14 protein-coding genes are annotated in these 16,603 nt (G+C 73.9%); 11 read left to right on the top strand and 3 right to left on the bottom strand.

All coding sequences use genetic code 11. The annotated features are described in order from the left end of the window. Positions 1-41 precede the first annotated feature (41 nt). Positions 42-1,751: a SulP family inorganic anion transporter gene (locus CXY01_RS03515; RefSeq protein WP_146925686.1), complete on the top strand. Its 1,710-nt coding sequence runs from the start codon at positions 42-44 to the stop codon at positions 1,749-1,751. Here CXY01_RS03515 and CXY01_RS03510 read toward each other — a convergent pair whose 3' ends face one another. The 3 genes from CXY01_RS03510 to CXY01_RS03500 all read right to left on the bottom strand — a co-directional run bounded on the left by CXY01_RS03510 (position 1,752) and on the right by CXY01_RS03500 (position 4,336). Beyond that, the gene (locus CXY01_RS03510; RefSeq protein WP_146925685.1) at positions 1,752-2,225 is read right to left on the bottom strand and encodes a hypothetical protein; all 474 of its coding nucleotides are present in this window, start codon (positions 2,223-2,225) and stop codon (positions 1,752-1,754) included. It lies immediately after the preceding gene. Positions 2,226-2,297: 72 nt separating this feature from the next. Next, the gene (locus CXY01_RS03505; protein ID WP_146925684.1) at positions 2,298-3,767 is read right to left on the bottom strand and encodes a hypothetical protein; all 1,470 of its coding nucleotides are present in this window, start codon (positions 3,765-3,767) and stop codon (positions 2,298-2,300) included. Next, positions 3,764-4,336 (bottom strand): sigma-70 family RNA polymerase sigma factor, encoded by a 573-nt coding sequence (locus CXY01_RS03500; protein ID WP_146925683.1) that lies wholly within the window; start codon positions 4,334-4,336, stop codon positions 3,764-3,766. Before CXY01_RS03500 ends, CXY01_RS03505 begins: the two co-directional genes overlap by 4 nt. 196 nt (positions 4,337-4,532) lie before the next feature. Between CXY01_RS03500 and CXY01_RS03495 the strand changes: the two genes are divergently transcribed. From CXY01_RS03495 to CXY01_RS03450, 10 genes are read left to right on the top strand one after another with little or no spacing between them, the layout of a single operon-like run. Further along, complete coding sequence (locus CXY01_RS03495; RefSeq protein WP_146925682.1) at positions 4,533-5,750, top strand: toxic anion resistance protein; 1,218 nt, start codon at positions 4,533-4,535, stop codon at positions 5,748-5,750. A 47-nt stretch (positions 5,751-5,797) separates the two neighbouring features. Continuing rightward, positions 5,798-6,325: a hypothetical protein gene (locus CXY01_RS03490; RefSeq protein ID WP_246125002.1), complete on the top strand. Its 528-nt coding sequence runs from the start codon at positions 5,798-5,800 to the stop codon at positions 6,323-6,325. Then, positions 6,322-7,788 carry an AAA family ATPase gene (locus CXY01_RS03485; RefSeq protein ID WP_146925681.1) on the top strand — a complete coding sequence of 489 codons (1,467 nt, stop codon included), beginning with the start codon at positions 6,322-6,324 and terminating at the stop codon, positions 7,786-7,788. Before CXY01_RS03490 ends, CXY01_RS03485 begins: the two co-directional genes overlap by 4 nt. Further along, entirely contained in the window at positions 7,785-9,077 is a 1,293-nt protein-coding gene (locus tag CXY01_RS03480) for a GlnX family signal transduction membrane protein (protein ID WP_146925680.1), read from the top strand. The genes CXY01_RS03485 and CXY01_RS03480 overlap by 4 nt, the downstream gene beginning before the upstream one ends. Continuing rightward, on the top strand, positions 9,074-10,057 hold the full coding sequence (locus tag CXY01_RS03475; RefSeq protein ID WP_246125001.1) for a glutamate ABC transporter substrate-binding protein: 984 nt from the start codon (positions 9,074-9,076) through the stop codon (positions 10,055-10,057). Before CXY01_RS03480 ends, CXY01_RS03475 begins: the two co-directional genes overlap by 4 nt. Next, positions 10,054-11,163: a hypothetical protein gene (locus CXY01_RS03470; protein ID WP_146925679.1), complete on the top strand. Its 1,110-nt coding sequence runs from the start codon at positions 10,054-10,056 to the stop codon at positions 11,161-11,163. The genes CXY01_RS03475 and CXY01_RS03470 overlap by 4 nt, the downstream gene beginning before the upstream one ends. After that, positions 11,160-13,451 carry a serine/threonine-protein kinase gene (locus tag CXY01_RS03465; protein ID WP_146925678.1) on the top strand — a complete coding sequence of 764 codons (2,292 nt, stop codon included), beginning with the start codon at positions 11,160-11,162 and terminating at the stop codon, positions 13,449-13,451. The genes CXY01_RS03470 and CXY01_RS03465 overlap by 4 nt, the downstream gene beginning before the upstream one ends. Next, complete coding sequence (locus CXY01_RS03460) at positions 13,436-14,515, top strand: PP2C family protein-serine/threonine phosphatase (RefSeq protein ID WP_146925677.1); 1,080 nt, start codon at positions 13,436-13,438, stop codon at positions 14,513-14,515. Before CXY01_RS03465 ends, CXY01_RS03460 begins: the two co-directional genes overlap by 16 nt. A 13-nt stretch (positions 14,516-14,528) precedes the next feature. Continuing rightward, complete coding sequence (locus tag CXY01_RS03455) at positions 14,529-15,806, top strand: vWA domain-containing protein (RefSeq protein ID WP_146925676.1); 1,278 nt, start codon at positions 14,529-14,531, stop codon at positions 15,804-15,806. Further along, positions 15,803-16,603: a double zinc ribbon and FHA domain-containing protein gene (locus tag CXY01_RS03450; protein WP_146925675.1), complete on the top strand. Its 801-nt coding sequence runs from the start codon at positions 15,803-15,805 to the stop codon at positions 16,601-16,603. The genes CXY01_RS03455 and CXY01_RS03450 overlap by 4 nt, the downstream gene beginning before the upstream one ends.

The following is a 16,603-nucleotide window of genomic DNA, read 5'->3' as shown; positions in this document are numbered from 1 at the left end:
AAGTACCTGTCGGATCCCGTGGTCCTCGCTATGGTCCGGAGATGGGTGCGGGGTGTCGCCGCTGGTCCGACCGGGTGCCGATCGTCGAGGTGCTGCGCACCTACGACCGGCGGTGGCTGCGCACCGACGTGGCCGCCGGTGTCGCCGTCGCGGCGCTGATCGTCCCCAAGAACCTCGGCTACGCGGGCATCGCCGGCATCCCGCTGCAGAACGGTCTGTACGCCGCCGCGGCCGGGGCGATCCTCTACGCGATCTTCGGCACGAGCCGGCAGATCTCGACCGGACCCAGCTCCGGTCTCGCCGCCGTCGCGGCGAGCGCGGTCCTCGCGGTCGGCCTCACGGGGGCGCAGGCGGCGCCGTTCGTCGCCGGGATCACGCTGGTCTCCGGCGTCGTGTTCCTCGTCCTCGCGGTGCTGCGGATGGGGTGGATCGCGCAGTTCCTGTCGCGTGCCGTCGTCACGGGGTTCCTGTTCGGCGCGGCGATCGACGTCGTCGTGGGTGAGCTGCCCAAGATCACGGGGACCAGCGCCGAGGGGTCCACGCCACCGCAGGAGCTGTGGTCGTGGCTCGGCACGCTCGGCGACGTGAACCGCGCGACCGTCGTGGTCGGCGTGGTCGCGCTCGTGACGGTCTTCGGTCTGCGTCGCGTCGCACCGCGCGTCCCCGGCGCGCTCGTCCTCGTCGTCGGTGGGCTGCTCGCCACCTGGCTCCTCGACCTGGGCGAGCGCGGGGTCGCCCTGGTGGGCGACGTGCCCCGCGGGCTGCCGTCGGTCGAGGTGCCCGACGTGGCCCTGCTCCTCGACAACGTCGCGACCGTCGCGCTCGCGTCCGTGGCGCTGGTGATGATCGGGTTCTCGCAGACGGCGGGGGACGCCCGCACGTTCGCCGCCCGGCACCGGTACCGGGTCGACATCGACCAGGAGTCGTTCGCGCAGGGCGCCGCGAACGTGGGTGCCGGGCTGCTGCAGGGCATGCCCGTGTCGACGAGCCTGTCCGCGAGCTCCCTGAACGACCGCACCGGCGCACGCACGCCGGTGGCGTCCCTGACGTCCGGCGTGATGGTGCTGCTCACGCTGGTCCTGCTGGCGCCGCTGTTCTCGGGACTGCCCACGGCGGTGCTCGCGGCGATCATCATCGAGGCCGTCGTCATGGGGATGATGGACGTCGCCGCGCTCCGCCGGCTCGCCCGGGTGCAGCGGTTCGACTTCTGGATCGCGATCGTCGCCCTGGTCAGCACGGTGCTGGTCGGCGTGCTGGCCGGCGTGCTCGTCGGGATCGGCCTGTCGCTGCTGTGGCTGGTCTCCGTGACCACCCGGCCCTCCCTGCCGCTCATGGTCCGGGAGCGGGGCACCCAGGTGTTCCGCGAGCTCGGTGAGCACGCCGACGACGAGCCGGAGCCGGACATCGCCGTGATCCGCATCGACGGCGGCCTGTTCTTCGCGACCGCGGACGCGCTGGAGGACCGGGTGCGCGAGGTCGCCGAGGCGAACCCCGGGCTGTCGGCGATCGTGATCGACTGCGGTGCCATCACGATCGTCGACGCCCAGGGCGCCGCCACCCTGCACGAGATCCTCGCCCTGGCGCAGGACCACGACGTCACGGTCCGGCTGGCGCGGGTCAAGCCGTCGGTGCGCGCGACGCTCGCCCGCGACGGGGTCGTCGACCGGCTGGGTCCCGACAAGCTGCACGGCAGCGTGCACCGGGCCGTCGAGGCCCACCGCGCCCAGCAGCCGCGCGACGCGACGGACTAGCTACTCGCCGGCGATGACCCTCGCCTTGGCCTCGGCGTACTCGACGTCGTCGAGGTGCCCGTCCCGGTGCAGCCGGCTCAGGCGCTCCAGGCGGGTGGTCACGTCGTCGGTCCGGTCGTCGACCACCGGTTCCGGGACCACGTACGACGCGGTCGCCTGCTCGTGGCGAGTCCGCTGGAACGTCTCGGTGCCCTCCTTGGCGGCGGTCACCGCGCCCTTGCCCGCCTCGACCGCACCCTTCGCCAGCGCCACGGTCGTCTCCCCGACGACGGCGACCGCGGTGGCGCTCGTCGACGTGAGCGAGCTCTTCGTCGTGTCGCTCACCGGCAGCCGGCCGATGCCCGCCGCCATCGCGCGCTGCAGGTCCTTGGCCATGCCGAGGCGCCGGAGGCGCTCGTCGATGGACGGCTTCCCGTCGGTGGTGCTGTCGGTGGCGCTGTCGGTGGGGCCGTCAGTGAAGTCGTCGTGGGACACAGGTACCTCCGCGCTCGTCGTCGGGTGATCCTCCCCTGATCGTCCGGCGCCCGCCAGTGCCGGCGCGACGCGTCACCGGCCGACGAGCCAGCCGTACAGCGAGCGGTCCCACCCGTCGTCGGTGACCTCGCCCACCAGGGAGCCCAGCTCGGTGACGGCGCCGGTGGTCGCGTCGGTGCTGATCGTGCGCTGCCGCCCCGCCTTCCCGTGACCGACGTAGCACACGTTGAGCTCCGTGAGCACGGAGCCGCCGGCGACCTGGGACCCGGAGGCGTGGTCGTACGGTCCCCACTGGCCGGTGAGCGGGGAGACCACGCCGTCGGCGAGCACGGCCGCGTCACCGCCGACGTCGCACGGCGCCTCCTGGGTGAGGATCCCCAGCGCCACGCGACCGTCGCCGAGCGGCGTCGCGTCGACGACCGTGAACTCGGACGTCCCCACCGTGCGGGGTGCCGACGACGGCTCCCGGGCATCGAGCACCCGGAGCTCGGCCGGGACGCCGCAGGACAGGAGCAGCTCGTCGGGGCCCGTCCACCCGCCGACCGTGCAGGGCGGCTCCGCGGGCACCTGGGAGGCGGTCGTGCTGGTGCCTGACCGCAGGTCGACGAGCAGCAGGCCGCCGTCGGCGGCGGTCGCCGTGACCCACCGGCCGTCCGGGCTGAGCGACGTCGTGTACCGGGAGTCGTCGATCGGGCCGAGGTCGCGCTGCGTGCCGTCCGGGGCACGCACCGTCAACCGGAACTCGGTCGGTGCGAAGCCGTGCATGCGCAGCTGCGGGCCCAGCACGTTGCGCGGCATCGGCATCCCCCCGTCGGGCATGTCGGTGTCGTCCCACTGCGGCACGGCCCAGACCGTCGTGCCCTGACGCGTCCCGCCGATCCACATGGCGCTCGCCGGCAGGTCCGCCCAGGGGGTGAGGTCACCCGTGCGCAGGTCGAGCGTGCCGGCCAGCTGCTCCGGGCTGGCCGCGGAGTGGTCCGTGCTGGTGAAGAGGACCATCGGCTGACCGGCCGTCCAGTCGAACCACCCCGTCAGCACGCGGTCGCTGGCCACCTCGAGCAGCGGGTGGTGCTCACCGGCGGGGGAGACCAGCGTGAGCAGGGTGCGGTAGTCCTCCGGCGTGGCCTTCGACGGGTCGGTGCCGGTCCGGGTCTGCATGTCCTGCACCAGCGACCAGCCGGGGCCGGTGGACTCGATCAGCCCGTCGGGCACCGGCCACGGGTCGGCGACGTGGACCGTCGCCGCGGGAGCGACGGCCGCGGGCGTCGGGGTGGGCGTGGGCGTCGTCGTCGGGCTCGCGGTCGGCGTGCCGGTGGTCGCCGGGGCGGGTGGGTCCGGCACGTGCGTGCCGAGCCACGCCGTCACGCCGAGCGCAGCGACCACGGCGACGCCCGCCACCGACTGCACCGAGTGCCGGACGGTCCGGCGTCGTCGCACGCGCCGCAGGGTCCCGGCCAGCGCGTCGGGCGGCGGGGTGGAGGTGGCCCGGGCGCGCGCCACCGCGGTCTCGGTGGCGGCCAGCAGCTGTCCGAGGTCACTCATGACCGGTCTCCCCTCGTCGTCGAGCTGCCGTCGACGAGCTCGACGGTCGGGCGTTCGTGGTCGCCGGGCCGGGGGTCGGTGGTGGTCCCCAGCCAGCGCTGCAGCGCGGTCGCGCCGTCGGACGTGTACCGCTTGACGGCGCCGGGGCTGAGTCCGAGCTGGTCGGCGGTCTGCGCCACCGACAGGTCCTCGACGTGCCGCAGTACGACGCACGCGCGCTGCCGTGGGGTCAGTCGCGCGAGGGCGGCCAGGACGTCGACCTCGAGGCCCGGCAGGGTCGTCTCGACCGGCGGCTCCGGCCGGACCGCGACCCGGTCGGTGGCTCGTCGTTCGCTGGCTGCGCTGCGCGCGCGGTCGATGGAGCGGGTGGCGATGGCCCGGCGGACGTACGACTCCGCCTGGGCGAGGGAGGTGAAGCGCGCGCGGCTGGAGAAGGTGGCGACCAGGGCGTCCTGCACCAGGTCCTCCGCGTCGGCCGGCGTCGCGGCCAGGAGCGTGGCACGGGCCAGGAGCGTCGACCACCGCTCCTGGACCAGCTGTTCGAGCAGGCCCTCCCACCGCGCGCTCATCGGCCCCCTGCCCGTCCGTCGTGTGTGCTCACAGCAGAAGAACGGATCCTGGCAGAGATCGGTTGGTCGGGGATTCGTGAGCCGCCCCCCGTGCTAATGTCCGCAGGAGGACTTGACCATTCCATGACCTTCGTAGATGACCATGGAGGACGCGGGCGATCCGCCCTCTGCGCCGAGCTGGACGTGAAGGACGACGATGACCGAGGCAGCCCCCCTGCAGCCCCCCGCACCGCAGTCGGTGTTCGCCCTGGAGGCTCCCGCCCCGGTCGCACCGGTCGCGACGACGGCCGCTCCCGCGATGGCCCCGCAGATCCCCGAGGCCGCCCTGCCCGGGCTCAACGCCAAGGTCGACTCCTACGTCACCGGCCTCATGGCCGCCCAGATCGGGTCGCCGGAGATGGCCGGCAAGGCCGACGACATCCGCCTCATGGGTGACTCCGACATCCGCGCCGCCGCGGACACCTCGAACCGGCTGCTGCAGATGCCGGTCAAGGAGCTGCGCGAGGGTGGCGTGTCCGGCACGTCGCAGGTCAGCAAGTCGCTGCTCGACCTGCGCAAGACGGTCGAGAGCCTGGACCCCAGCGAGGCCACGATCGGCAAGAAGCTGCTCGGGCTCATCCCGTTCGGCGACTCGCTCACCGACTACTTCCGCCGGTACGAGAGCTCGCAGAAGCAGATCGACGCGATCGTCCGTGCGCTCTACAACGGGCAGGACGAGCTGCGCAAGGACAACGCGGCGCTGAACCTGGAGAAGCAGCACCTCTGGGACACGATGGCCCGCCTGCACCAGTACATCTACGTCGCCGAGGCGCTGGACACCCGCCTGTCGACGACGATCGCGGAGCTCGACGCGACCGATCCGGCGCGCGCGAAGGCGCTGCGCGAGGACGTCCTGTTCTACGTGCGCCAGAAGCACCAGGACCTGCTCACGCAGCTGGCCGTGTCCATCCAGGGCTACCTGGCGATCGACATCATCATCAAGAACAACATCGAGCTCATCAAGGGCGTCGACCGGGCGACGACGACCACGGTCGCCGCCTTGCGCACCGCCGTGATCGTGGCCCAGGCCCTGAACAACCAGCGGCTCGTGCTCGACCAGATCACGGCCCTGAACACCACGACGACGGGCCTCATCGCGTCGACCGCCAAGATGCTCAAGGAGCAGTCGGCGGGGATCCAGGAGCAGGCGGCGCAGGCGACGGTGGGCCTGCCGCAGCTGCAGCAGGCGTTCTCGGACATCTACGCGACGATGGACTCGATCGACACGTTCAAGGTCAAGGCGCTCGACTCGATGGCGACGACCATCGGGGTGCTCGAGACGGAGACCACCAAGGCGCGCACGTACCTCGACCGCGTCAAGCGCGCGGACACCACGGACGTGGCCAGCGGTTCGCTCGACCTCGGCACGAGCTGAGCGGGCTGAGTGGGCTGAGTGGGCACAGGCTCGGGCAGGCGTCACGGATGAGCTGGATCGCACGCCTGCTGGGGCGGCGTCAGGAGCCCGAGGTCGTCGTCGAGGCGTCACCCGCACCGACGACGGCGGACATCCTGGCGTCCGCGCACCAGGTGGAGCAGCAGATCGCGGGCAGGGTGCCGGCCGCGGTGACCGCGCGCGTGCTGCGGATCACCCGCACCGTCGACGACATGGCGCCGCGGCTCGACCGGCTCGGCGCGGGCAGCCAGCAGGCCCACACCGTCGTCGCGACCGCGACCTCCTACCTGCCCGAGGCCGTCGGCGGGTACCTGCGGCTGCCGCGCGACTTCGCCGACCGCCGCGTGGTGTTCAAGGGCAAGACGTCGCTCATGGTGCTGTGCGACCAGCTCGACCTGCTCGGGGTCACGCTGGACAAGATCTCCGACGCCGTCTCCCGCGAGGACGCCAACGCCCTGGTGGCGCACGGCGCGTTCCTCGCCGAGAAGTTCGCCGGCTCGTCCCTCGCGCTGGCCCCCGAGGCCGGCCTCGACACCCCGCAGGTGGAGCAGCCATGAGCCTGAGTGCTGCCCTGGACACCCTCGCCGGCGTCGGGCTCGCCGCCGGCCTCGACGGCGCCGCCGTCCGCGACGAGGGCGCGCGCCTCGCGGCGGCCGTCGCCGAGTCGGTCCCCGGCGCGGCTACCGGCTGGCTCGCGGCCGTCGGTGCACCGGACGCGACGTTCGGGGCCTTCTTCGCGGCGGCGTCCAGCGCCCGGCGGTGGCGGTCGGCGCCGACCGACCTGCTGACCGGGCTCGTCGGCACCCCGTACGCCGAGCCGTACGCGGCGGCGCTCGCCGAGGTGGTCTCGGCGGCGTGCGACCTGGGGCCCGCGGACATCGACGTGATCGCCCGCGCCTCGTCCACGGCCGCGGTGCAGCGTGCCGCGGTGCACGGTCGGATGGCGCCGAGCACGGAGCTCCCGTCCGCGTCCGACCTGCCGCGCGTCGACCCGTCGGTGTTCGACCTGTCCGCCCTCGCGCTGCCGCCGCTGCCCGGGACCGCGGACCCGGACCGCGGCCTGGTCCCCGTCCACGGCAGCCCGACGCCCGCGTCGGGACCCGCCACGACGGCTCCCGACGAGAAGCCCGCGAAGACCCTCGAGGAGCTCCTGGCCGAGCTCGACGCGCTCGTCGGGCTGAACCGCGTGAAGGCCGAGATCCGGCAGCAGACGCAGCTGCTGCGCGTCGAGCGGCTGCGCACCGAGGCGGGCCTGACCGCGCCGACCCTGACCCGGCACCTGGTGTTCCTGGGCAACCCCGGGACCGGCAAGACGACGGTCGCGCGGCTCGTCGCCGGGATCTACCGGGCGCTCGGGCTGCTGAGCAAGGGCCACCTGGTCGAGGTCGACCGCTCGGAGCTCGTCGCCGGGTACCTCGGGCAGACGGCCGTGAAGACCTCGGAGGTCGTCGCGACGGCCCTGGGCGGCGTCCTGTTCGTCGACGAGGCCTACGGCCTGGCCGAGGACCAGTACGGCGCCGAGGCCGTGAACACGCTGGTCAAGGACATGGAGGACCACCGTGACGACCTCGTGGTGATCGTCGCCGGCTACCCCGGTCCGATGGCGACCTTCCTGGCCACCAACCCCGGGCTCGAGAGCCGGTTCTCCACGACCGTCGAGTTCGACGACTACACGGACACGGAGCTGCGCGAGATCTTCGCCCGCGCCGCGGCCAAGGCCGACTTCGAGCCCACCCCCGAGTGCCTCGCGCGGTTCGAGGAGATGGCCTCGCTGCAGATCCGCGACGAGGGCTTCGGCAACGGCCGCTACGCCCGCAACGTGCTGGACCAGGCGATCACCAGGCACGCCTGGCGCCTGCGGGACGTTGAGCAACCGACGGTGGACCAGCTGCGGCTGATCTTCCCGGAGGACCTGGTGCCGGCGCCCGACGAGCCCGTGGAGAGCACGGGGCCCGGCGAGGTCGTCGAGCCCGTCGAGAACGAGCCAGAGCCGCACGACCACATCGAGGAGTCCGCGTGACGCAGACCATCGCCCCGCACGCGGCACCACTGACCGCGGTACCGACCCCGGCGTCCGCCCCCGTGCACCGCACCGGGCTGCGGGGCGCGCTGAGCCGCACCCCGGGACGCCTGCGCGTCGCGGGGGTCGTCTCGGTGCTGGCCGCCGCCGCGGTCGGCGTCATCGGCCTGAACGCCGGTCTGGCGCAGTCGGAGGCGCTGTCCGACGCCGACGCCGACACCACCCAGCTGGTCGGCATCCAGGACGTCCGCAACGACCTGGTCGTCGCGGACGCCACGGCGACCAACGCGTTCCTGGTGGGCGGCCTGGAGCCTCCCGAGCAGCGCGCCCGGTACGACGAGGCCGTCGCGTCCGCCGCGAACGGGCTCGCGCAGCTGGCCGGGTCCAACGCCGCCGACGCGGAGCTGCTCGGCCAGGCGACCGCCGGGCTGACCACGTACACCGGTCTGGTCGAGCAGGCCCGCGCCAACAACCGGCAGGGCTTCCCGGTCGGCGCCGCGTACCTCGACCAGGCGTCGTCGGTGCTGCGCAGCGACGTGCTGCCGCAGCTCGACGAGCTCGTGCAGGCCAACAGCGACCGGGTGGACGCGTCCTTCGACTCCGTGGCCTCGGTGCCGTGGCTGCTGGCGCTCGGCATCCTCGCGCTCGCGGCGCTCGTCGTCGTGCAGGTGTGGTTGGCCAGGCAGACGCACCGTCGCCTCAACGTGGGGCTGTTCTGGGCCACGGTGCTGGCGCTCGCGGCGAGCATCGGCGGTGCCGTCGTGCTCGGGTCGGCCGCGGCGAAGGCCGGCGACGCGCGCAACGGCCCCTACGACGCGACGGTCTCGGTGTCCGAGGCGTACTCGCTGGCCAACGACGCGAAGTCGCAGGAGTCGTTCACGCTCATCAAGCGCGGCTCCGGGGCGGCGTACGAGGAGCAGTTCGTGCTCAAGACCGACGAGGCGCGCGAGCTCCTCGCGCGGCCCACGGTGGACCCGGCGCTGGCGCCCCTGCTGGACGACTGGGTCGCGTCGCACCAGGAGATCCGCGCGCTCGACGACGCCGGCCGGTGGGACGAGGCCGTCGCCCTGGCGATCAGCGAGGAGCCCGGTGCGCCCAACGACCTGTTCGAGGCGTTCTCGACCGCGGCGTCCACCAGCCTGGAGGCGAGCGCCGAGGTCACGCACGACGCCCTGTCCGGCTCGGGAGGCTCGTCGGTCCTGGTGGGCTGGCTGATGCTGGTCGTCGGCGTGCTGGCGGCGGTCCTGTCCTGGCGCGGCATCTCGAAGCGAGTGGAGGAGTACCGGTGACCACGACACGCATCACCCGGCTGGGTCTCGGAGCCGCCGTCGCGTCCCTCGCGCTGCTCGCCGGGTGTGCCGGCGCACCGGCTGCCGCACCGGCGGCGCAGGAGCGGGCGGCGGCCTCCGTCGACCTCCCGGCGACCGTCCCGGCGAACCTCGCCACCGCGACCGCCTGCGACGACGGCAACGAGTCCACGATGTCCTACGAGCCCGCCGCGGGCGGGCCGACGGTGGACGCCATCCGTGCGCGCGGCGCGCTGCACGTGGGCGTCTCCGCCGACACCCTCCTCATGGGCTCGCGCAACCCGCTGTCCGGGCAGATCGAGGGCTTCGACATCGACATGCTCAACGCGGTGTCCACGGCGATCTTCGGCCGGCCGACGCCGCTGCAGATCCGGGTCATCACGTCGGCCCAGCGCCTCGAGGTCCTGGAGAAGCACGAGGTCGACCTGGTGGCCCGCACGTTCACCGTGAACTGCGAGCGCTGGGAGACCATCGCGTTCTCCGCCGAGTACCTGACGGCCGGCCAGAAGGTGCTGGTCACGCGGGACTCCGACGCGCAGAGCATCGAGGACCTGGAGGGTCTGGGCGACCAGCGCGTCTGCGCACCGGAGGGCACCACGACGCTCGAGCGGCTGCAGGAGACGTACCCCGGCGTGGAGGCCGTCGCGGCCCCGACGCACACGGGCTGCCTCGTGCTGTTCCAGCAGGGCAAGGTCGAGGCCATCACCGGCGACGACACGATCCTCGCCGGCTTCGTCGCGCAGGACCCGTACGCGAAGGTCGTCGGCGACGCGTTCAGCGCCGAGCCGTACGGGATCGGCGTCGCGGCGGACCAGGTGGACCTCGTGCAGTTCGTCAACGGCGTGCTCGACCAGGCGAAGGCCGACGGCTCGTGGGCGGCTTCGTACGAGAGGTGGCTCGGCGCGCTCGGCCCCGCCCCCGTCCCGCCCGTCTCGGTGTACGGGCGGGTCGACGGCCCGTGAGCGGACCTGACGCGCCCGAGGCGCCGGGCAGGCTGGGGGAGCCCATCCCGGCTCCGCAGCTGCTGCGGTACCTCAGCGGGCTCGAGGCGTGGCTGGCGCACCGCCGGGCGGAGCTGGACCGGCTGGACCAGGCCGCGCAGGCGTCGCCGGCGTCCGAGAGCTACACGGACGACGTGCTGCTCGCGCTGACCATGTGGCAGGCGATCCGGAGCCGCACCGACGAGCTGGTCGCGGTCTGGGACTCGGGCCGGGCGGACGCCGTGGACCGGGAGAAGATGTCGCAGCTGGTGTGGGGCCGGCTGGACTCCGGTCTGGGTGCCGCGCTGGTGTCCCTGGTCGAGGCCGTGACGCTGTGCGACGCGATGATCTCCCAGGTCCGCGCACGCCTGTCGTTCGACCCGGACACCGCCGACCAGGCGGCCCGGCTGCGTGGTCTGCGCGCCGGGCTGGTCCGCGCGGAGGACCTCGCGGGCGTCGACACGGCAGCCCGCGAGCTCGTCGCGACCCTGCGCACGCGGGAGCAGAAGCTGGTGGCCCAGGCGGCGCGCGGTGCCGACATCTCCGGCCCGCTCGCGGAGCTCGAGGCGCGTGCGGCGCTCGTCGAGCGGGACCTCATCGTCCAGGTGTCCCAGCGGCGCACGCTGGAGAAGGGCCGGGCGGACGCGCGTGCCGCGATGGCGGCCCTGGAGCTGCGGGAGCCGACGCTGCACCAGCTGGCGGACCGGTGCCGCCGCGAGATCGCGCACCCGCCGAGGCTCGCCGTCCCCGACGTGTCGCGGCTGGGCGAGGTGCCGGGCACGCGCACCGAGCTCGACGCGTTCGTCGACCGGCTGGCCGCCGTCGGGCGGGCGTTCGACGCCGTGGCCGACGCCTACAGCGCGCCCCTGCGCGAGCGCGCGGAGCTGCGCTACCGGCTCGAGGGCGCACGCGCCGCCGCCGACGCGAACGGCCGCAGCTCCTCGCCGACGGTCCGCTCCGGGTACGACGAGGCCCGCGAGGTCGTCGCCCGGACGCCCTGTGACATCACCCTGACCCGCTTCCTCGTGGAGCAGTACGAGTACCTCACCCGAGACCTGCCCACGGTGGGTCAGGAGGGACGACGATGATCGCCTGCACCGAACCGGGCTGCACCGGCACCTACGAGGACGGCTACTGCAACGTCTGCGGCTCGCCGCAGGCCGCGTCGTCCGCCGGGGCGCCCGCCTCGGCCACGTCGCTGCTCGGGACCGGGGTGGCGCAGGCCGCTCCGGACCGCGGTGCCGCTGCCGCCGACCCTGACGCCGAGCGGTCCACCCGGACGGGCCGCACCAGCTCCAGCCGGCTGGCGACGGCCGCGCTGGGGTCGGCCCGCACCGCGGCGACCGGCGGCTCCCGGCCCACCCGTCGGGTCGGCACGTCCTCGACCCGGCTGCGGGGGGCGCGGCTCGGCGCCGGCCTGACCACGGTCCCGGCCGCGCCGGTCCAGGACCCGCTGCAGGCCGTCATGGCCGTGGCCGAGGTGCCCGAGCGCAAGCGCTTCTGCCCGGCGTGCGGCGCCGAGGTGGGGCGGTCGCGGGACGGGCTGCCGGGGCGGACGGCCGGCTTCTGCCCGAAGTGCGGCAACCACTTCGACTTCACGCCCTCGCTGAGCCCGGGCGACGTGGTCGGCGGCCAGTACGAGGTGGTCGGCTGCCTGGCGCACGGTGGCCTGGGGTGGATCTACCTGGCGCGGGACCGCAACGTCTCCGGCCGGTGGGTGGTGCTCAAGGGCCTGCTGAACTCCGGTGACCCCGACGCGTACGCGGCGGCGATCTCCGAGCGGCAGTTCCTGGCCGAGGTCGAGCACCCGCTGATCGTGGAGATCTACAACTTCGCGATGCACGAGGGCGCCGGCTACACCGTCATGGAGTTCGTCGGCGGACGGTCGCTCAAGCAGATCCTGCAGGACCGCCGGGACGCCGCCGGGGGAGTCAACACCCCGCTACCGGTGGACCAGGCGCTCGCGTTCGTGCTGGAGATCCTGCCCGCGTTCGCGTACCTGCACGACGTCGGGCTGCTGTTCTGCGACTTCAAGCCGGACAACGTGATCCAGCAGGGCGACGCGGTCAAGCTCATCGACCTCGGCGGCGTGCGCCGGATCGACGACCTGGACTCGGCGATCTTCGGCACGGTCGGCTACCAGGCACCCGAGGTCGCCGAGGTGGGGCCGTCGGTGGCCTCGGACATCTACACGATCGGCCGCACCCTGGCCACGCTGGTGCTGGACTTCCGCGGCAACACCAGCACCTACGTCGCGTCCCTGCCCGCCGTCTCGGACACCCCGGTGTTCCAGACGTACGACTCGTTCTACCGGCTGCTGGCCAAGGCGTGCGCGCTGGACCCCTCGGACCGGTTCGCGACGGTCGACGAGCTGCGCGCGCAGGTCCTCGGCGTGCTGCGCGAGGTCGTCGCCACGGACCGCGGTCCGGGGAGCCCGGCGCTGCACTCGGCCGCCTCGGTCCTGTTCGAGGCGCCGACGTCCGACGAGGCCGGGCACCCGCTGGCCTGGGACCAGCTGCCCGCGCTGAAGGTCGACGCGAGCGACCCGGCGGCGAGCTGGCTGGCGGGCGTCAACGTGAGCAACCCGCAGCAGCGCATCGCCGCGCTGGCCGACGCGCCGCAGGAGACCGTCGAGGTCCGGCTGCGGCGCACCACCGCGGCGATCGAGGCGGGCGACCAGCAGCTGGTCGACCGGACCATCGCCCAGATCCTCGAGGACGATCCCTGGGAGTGGCGGGCCGCCTGGCTGGCCGGGCTCGCGCAGCTGAGCATCAACGACCCCGTCGCGGCCCGTGCCTCGTTCAACGCCGTCTACGGCCAGGTGCCGGGGGAGCTCGCACCCAAGCTCGCGCTGGCCACCGCGTGCGAGCTGAGCGGCGAGCCGGACATCGCGGAGTCGCTCTACATCATCTGCGCGCGGTCCGACGCCAACTACACGGCCCCGGCCGCGTTCGGCCTGGCCCGGATCCGGCGGGAGCGGGGCGACCTGCGCGGCGCGCTGGCCGCGCTCGACCTGGTCACGGCCACGCGCAGCTCCTACGTCGACGCCCGGATGATGCGCGCGCAGCTGCTGGCCACCTCCAGCGGCGACCTGACCGCGCTCTCGGACGCCCTGGCGAGCGTGCAGACGGTGTCGATCGAGCCGCGGGTCCGCGCGGCGCTCCGGGTCGACGTGCTCGGCTCGGCGCTCGCGGTCGTGCTGGACAAGGGGTCGTCGACGGCCGTGCAGGTGGGCGGCGTGCCCGCGCAGGAGGCCGAGCTGCGGGACGCGCTGGAGGCCGCGCTGCGCGAGTCCGCCGTGCTGAACGACGACCACGACGCGCGCATCGTGCTCGTCGACCAGGCCAACGCGGTCCGCCGGTGGACCACGTGGTGACCTGCGCGGCGTGCGGCACGGTCGCCGAGGAGGGCTCGAAGTTCTGCGAGCAGTGCGGCACGCCGCTGGGCGCTCCCGCTGCCGTGGCGGAGGTCCCCGTCGTCGTCGTGCCGGACGAGCCCGTGGCACCCGCCGCGTGCCGGGCGTGCGGCGGCACGATCGCCGACGACGGGTACTGCGAGAGCTGCGGCGAGAAGGCCGTCAGCGAGCGCGACCACTGGAGCGAGCTCCCGTCGGCGCTGGTCGGCGGGGTCTGCGACCGCGGCCGGCGCAAGAGCCGGAACGAGGACGCGATGGCCCTCGCGCTCAGCGGTACGACCGCCGTCCTCGTGGTCTGCGACGGGGTGTCGAACGTGCCGGACTCCGACATCGCGAGCCTCACCGCGGCGCGCGCCGCGCGGGACGTCCTGGTCACGGGGTCGGCAGGCAGCACGGTCGGGGCCTGGTCGGCGCTCCTGGTGACCGCCACGGCCGCGGCCGACCAGGCCATCGCGGACGCGGTCGGAGACACGTCGGGCCGCGACGAGCCACCGTCGTGCACCTTCGTCGCCGCCGTCGTGGACGGCCCGACCGTCGTCGCGGCGTGGCTGGGCGACTCGCGTGTCTACTGGCTCCCCGACGAGGGGGCCGCCCACCAGGTCAGCGTGGACGACTCCGCCGCGAACGAGATGATCGCGCGCGGCGTCCCCCGGGCCAAGGCCGAGGCGTCGCGCGAGGGGCACGCCATCACGCGGTGGCTCGGCCCCGACGCGGAGACCGTGGTCCCGAGCACCGGCACCACGCGCGCGCAGGGACCTGGCTGGGTCCTCGCGTGCTCGGACGGGCTGTGGAACTACTGCTCCGAGGCCACCGACGTCGCCGACCTGCTGCACCGCACGATCACGCAGGTGGGATCCGCCCCTGACGTGGTCGCCGCCGAGCTCGTCCGCTGGGCGAACGAGCAGGGCGGGCACGACAACATCACCGCGGCGCTGGCCCGCGTCGCAGCACCCGTCGATACTGTCCACACCGACGAGGCCGTGCCGGCCGACCGACCATCCGACCTTGCACCGCCCGCACGCTGATCGAGGAGCCACAGTGGCCGACTTCCGTACCGAGGTGTTCCAGAACGAGTTCCTCTCCGACGGCGCCACGGACGTGCACGCGATCGTCACCGTGACCAGCTCCGGCGCCGGGACCGCCGCCACCAGCAGCGGCGGCGTCGCGGAGATCGTCATCATCGACACGTCGGGGTCGATGAGCGGCCCGAACATCGACGCCGCCAAGTACGCGGCGCAGGTGGCGGTCGACCAGATCGCGGACGGCACGTGGTTCTCGATCATCGGCGGCAGCCACGTGGCCAACCGCGCGTTCCCCTACCCGAACGCGCCCGTCGCGATCGTGCAGATGGAGCCGGGTGCCCGCGAGGAGGCCAAGCGCGCGATCTCGTACATGCGCCCGTCGGGCGGCACCGCGATGAGCACGTGGCTGCGCCTCGCCGACGCGATCTTCGCCGAGGTGCCGCAGGTGGCCCAGAAGCACGCGATCCTGCTCACCGACGGCCGCAACGAGTCGGAGCCGCGCGCCGAGCTGTCGAGCGCGATCTATGACGTCACCGGGCACTTCCAGTGCGACGCGCGTGGCGTCGGCTCCAGCTGGGAGGTCGCGGAGCTGCGCGAGATCGCGACCGCGCTGCTGGGCACCGTGGACCTCATCCGCAACCCCGCGGACATCGCGGCCGACTTCAAGGCGCTGGTCGCCGAGTCGATGTCCAAGGGCGTCGCCGACGCGGAGCTGCGCGTGTGGGCGCCCCAGGGCGCGCAGGTGCTGTTCGTGCGCCGCGTGGCCCCGACAGTCGAGGACCTGACGTCCCGGCGCACCGAGGTGAACGCCCTGACCGGCGCGTACCCGACGGGCGCGTGGGGCGACGAGTCGCGCGACTACCACGTGGCGGTCCGGGTCCCGTCGAAGCCGGTCGGCTCGGAGCAGCTGGCGGCGCGCGTGCAGATCGCCGTCGGCGGGGACGTGCTGGCCTCCGGGCTGGTCAAGGCGCGCTGGTCGGACGACAGCTCGCTCACCGCCCGCATCAACCCCGAGGTCGCGCACTACACGGGCCAGGCCGAGCTGGCGTCGGTGATCCAGGAGGGGCTGGCCGCCAAGGCGTCCGGCGACGAGGCCACGGCGACCGTGAAGCTCGGCCGCGCAGTCCAGCTGGCCGCGGAGACCGGCAACGAGGAGGCCACCTCCCGGCTGCGGCGCGTGGTCGAGATCGACGACGAGGAGCAGGGCACCGTGCGCCTCAAGCGCAACACCGACAAGCTCGACGAGATGGCGCTCGACACGGCCTCGACCAAGACGACCCGGGTCCGCCGGTGAGCACCGTCACCTGCCCCAACGGTCACCCGTCCACCTCGACCGACTACTGCGACGTCTGCGGCTCACCCATCGAGGCCGCCGTCGCGGTGGAGGCTCCCGCCCCGGCGGCGGCGACCGGGACCGCGACCACCTGCCCGCACTGCGGGTCGCCCGCGTCGTCGCTCGCCCTGTTCTGCGAGGTCTGCGGCTACGACTTCACGACCGGCACCGCGCCGGCACCGATCGCGACGCCGATCGCGCGGCCCGCTCCGGCGACGCCGCCCGCGGGTGGATCCGAGCCTGCGCCCCTCTCGGCACCCGTGCCCGTCGCCACCCCCGCGCCGCAGGCCGGCGCCGGCTCGCCGGACCCCGGTCCCGGCGGCGCGGCACTCCCCACGCCCGCCCCGGACGGCGAGGAGTCCTGGGTCGCCGAGATCTGGGTCGACCCCGACTGGTACGCGGAGCAGAAGGCCGAGGACCCGATGCCGTCGGCGGGCCTGCCCGGTCTGGTGCCGCTGCGGGAGCGCAGCGTGCTCGTCGGCCGCCCGTCGGCGTCCCGCAACATCCACCCGGCGGTCGACTGCGGGACCGACTCGGGCGTCTCGCGCCGGCACTGCCAGCTCAACACGGACGGGCAGCGCTGGTGGGTGGAGGACCTGCAGTCCGCCAACGGGACGTATGTCAGCCGCCCGGGCGACCCGCTGCCCACCACGCCGATCCCCGCCGGGCAGCGCAAGGAGCTCGAAGACGGCGACCGGCTCTACGTCGGGGCGTGGACGCGCATCGTGATCCGGACGGCACTGCCCGGCGAGGTGTGA

This window comes from Cellulomonas xylanilytica (genome assembly GCF_007989805.1).
Lineage (GTDB): Bacteria > Actinomycetota > Actinomycetes > Actinomycetales > Cellulomonadaceae > Cellulomonas > Cellulomonas xylanilytica.
The sequence above is the reverse complement of the archived record's forward strand: the minus strand, read 5'-3'. Positions and strand labels throughout refer to the sequence as shown.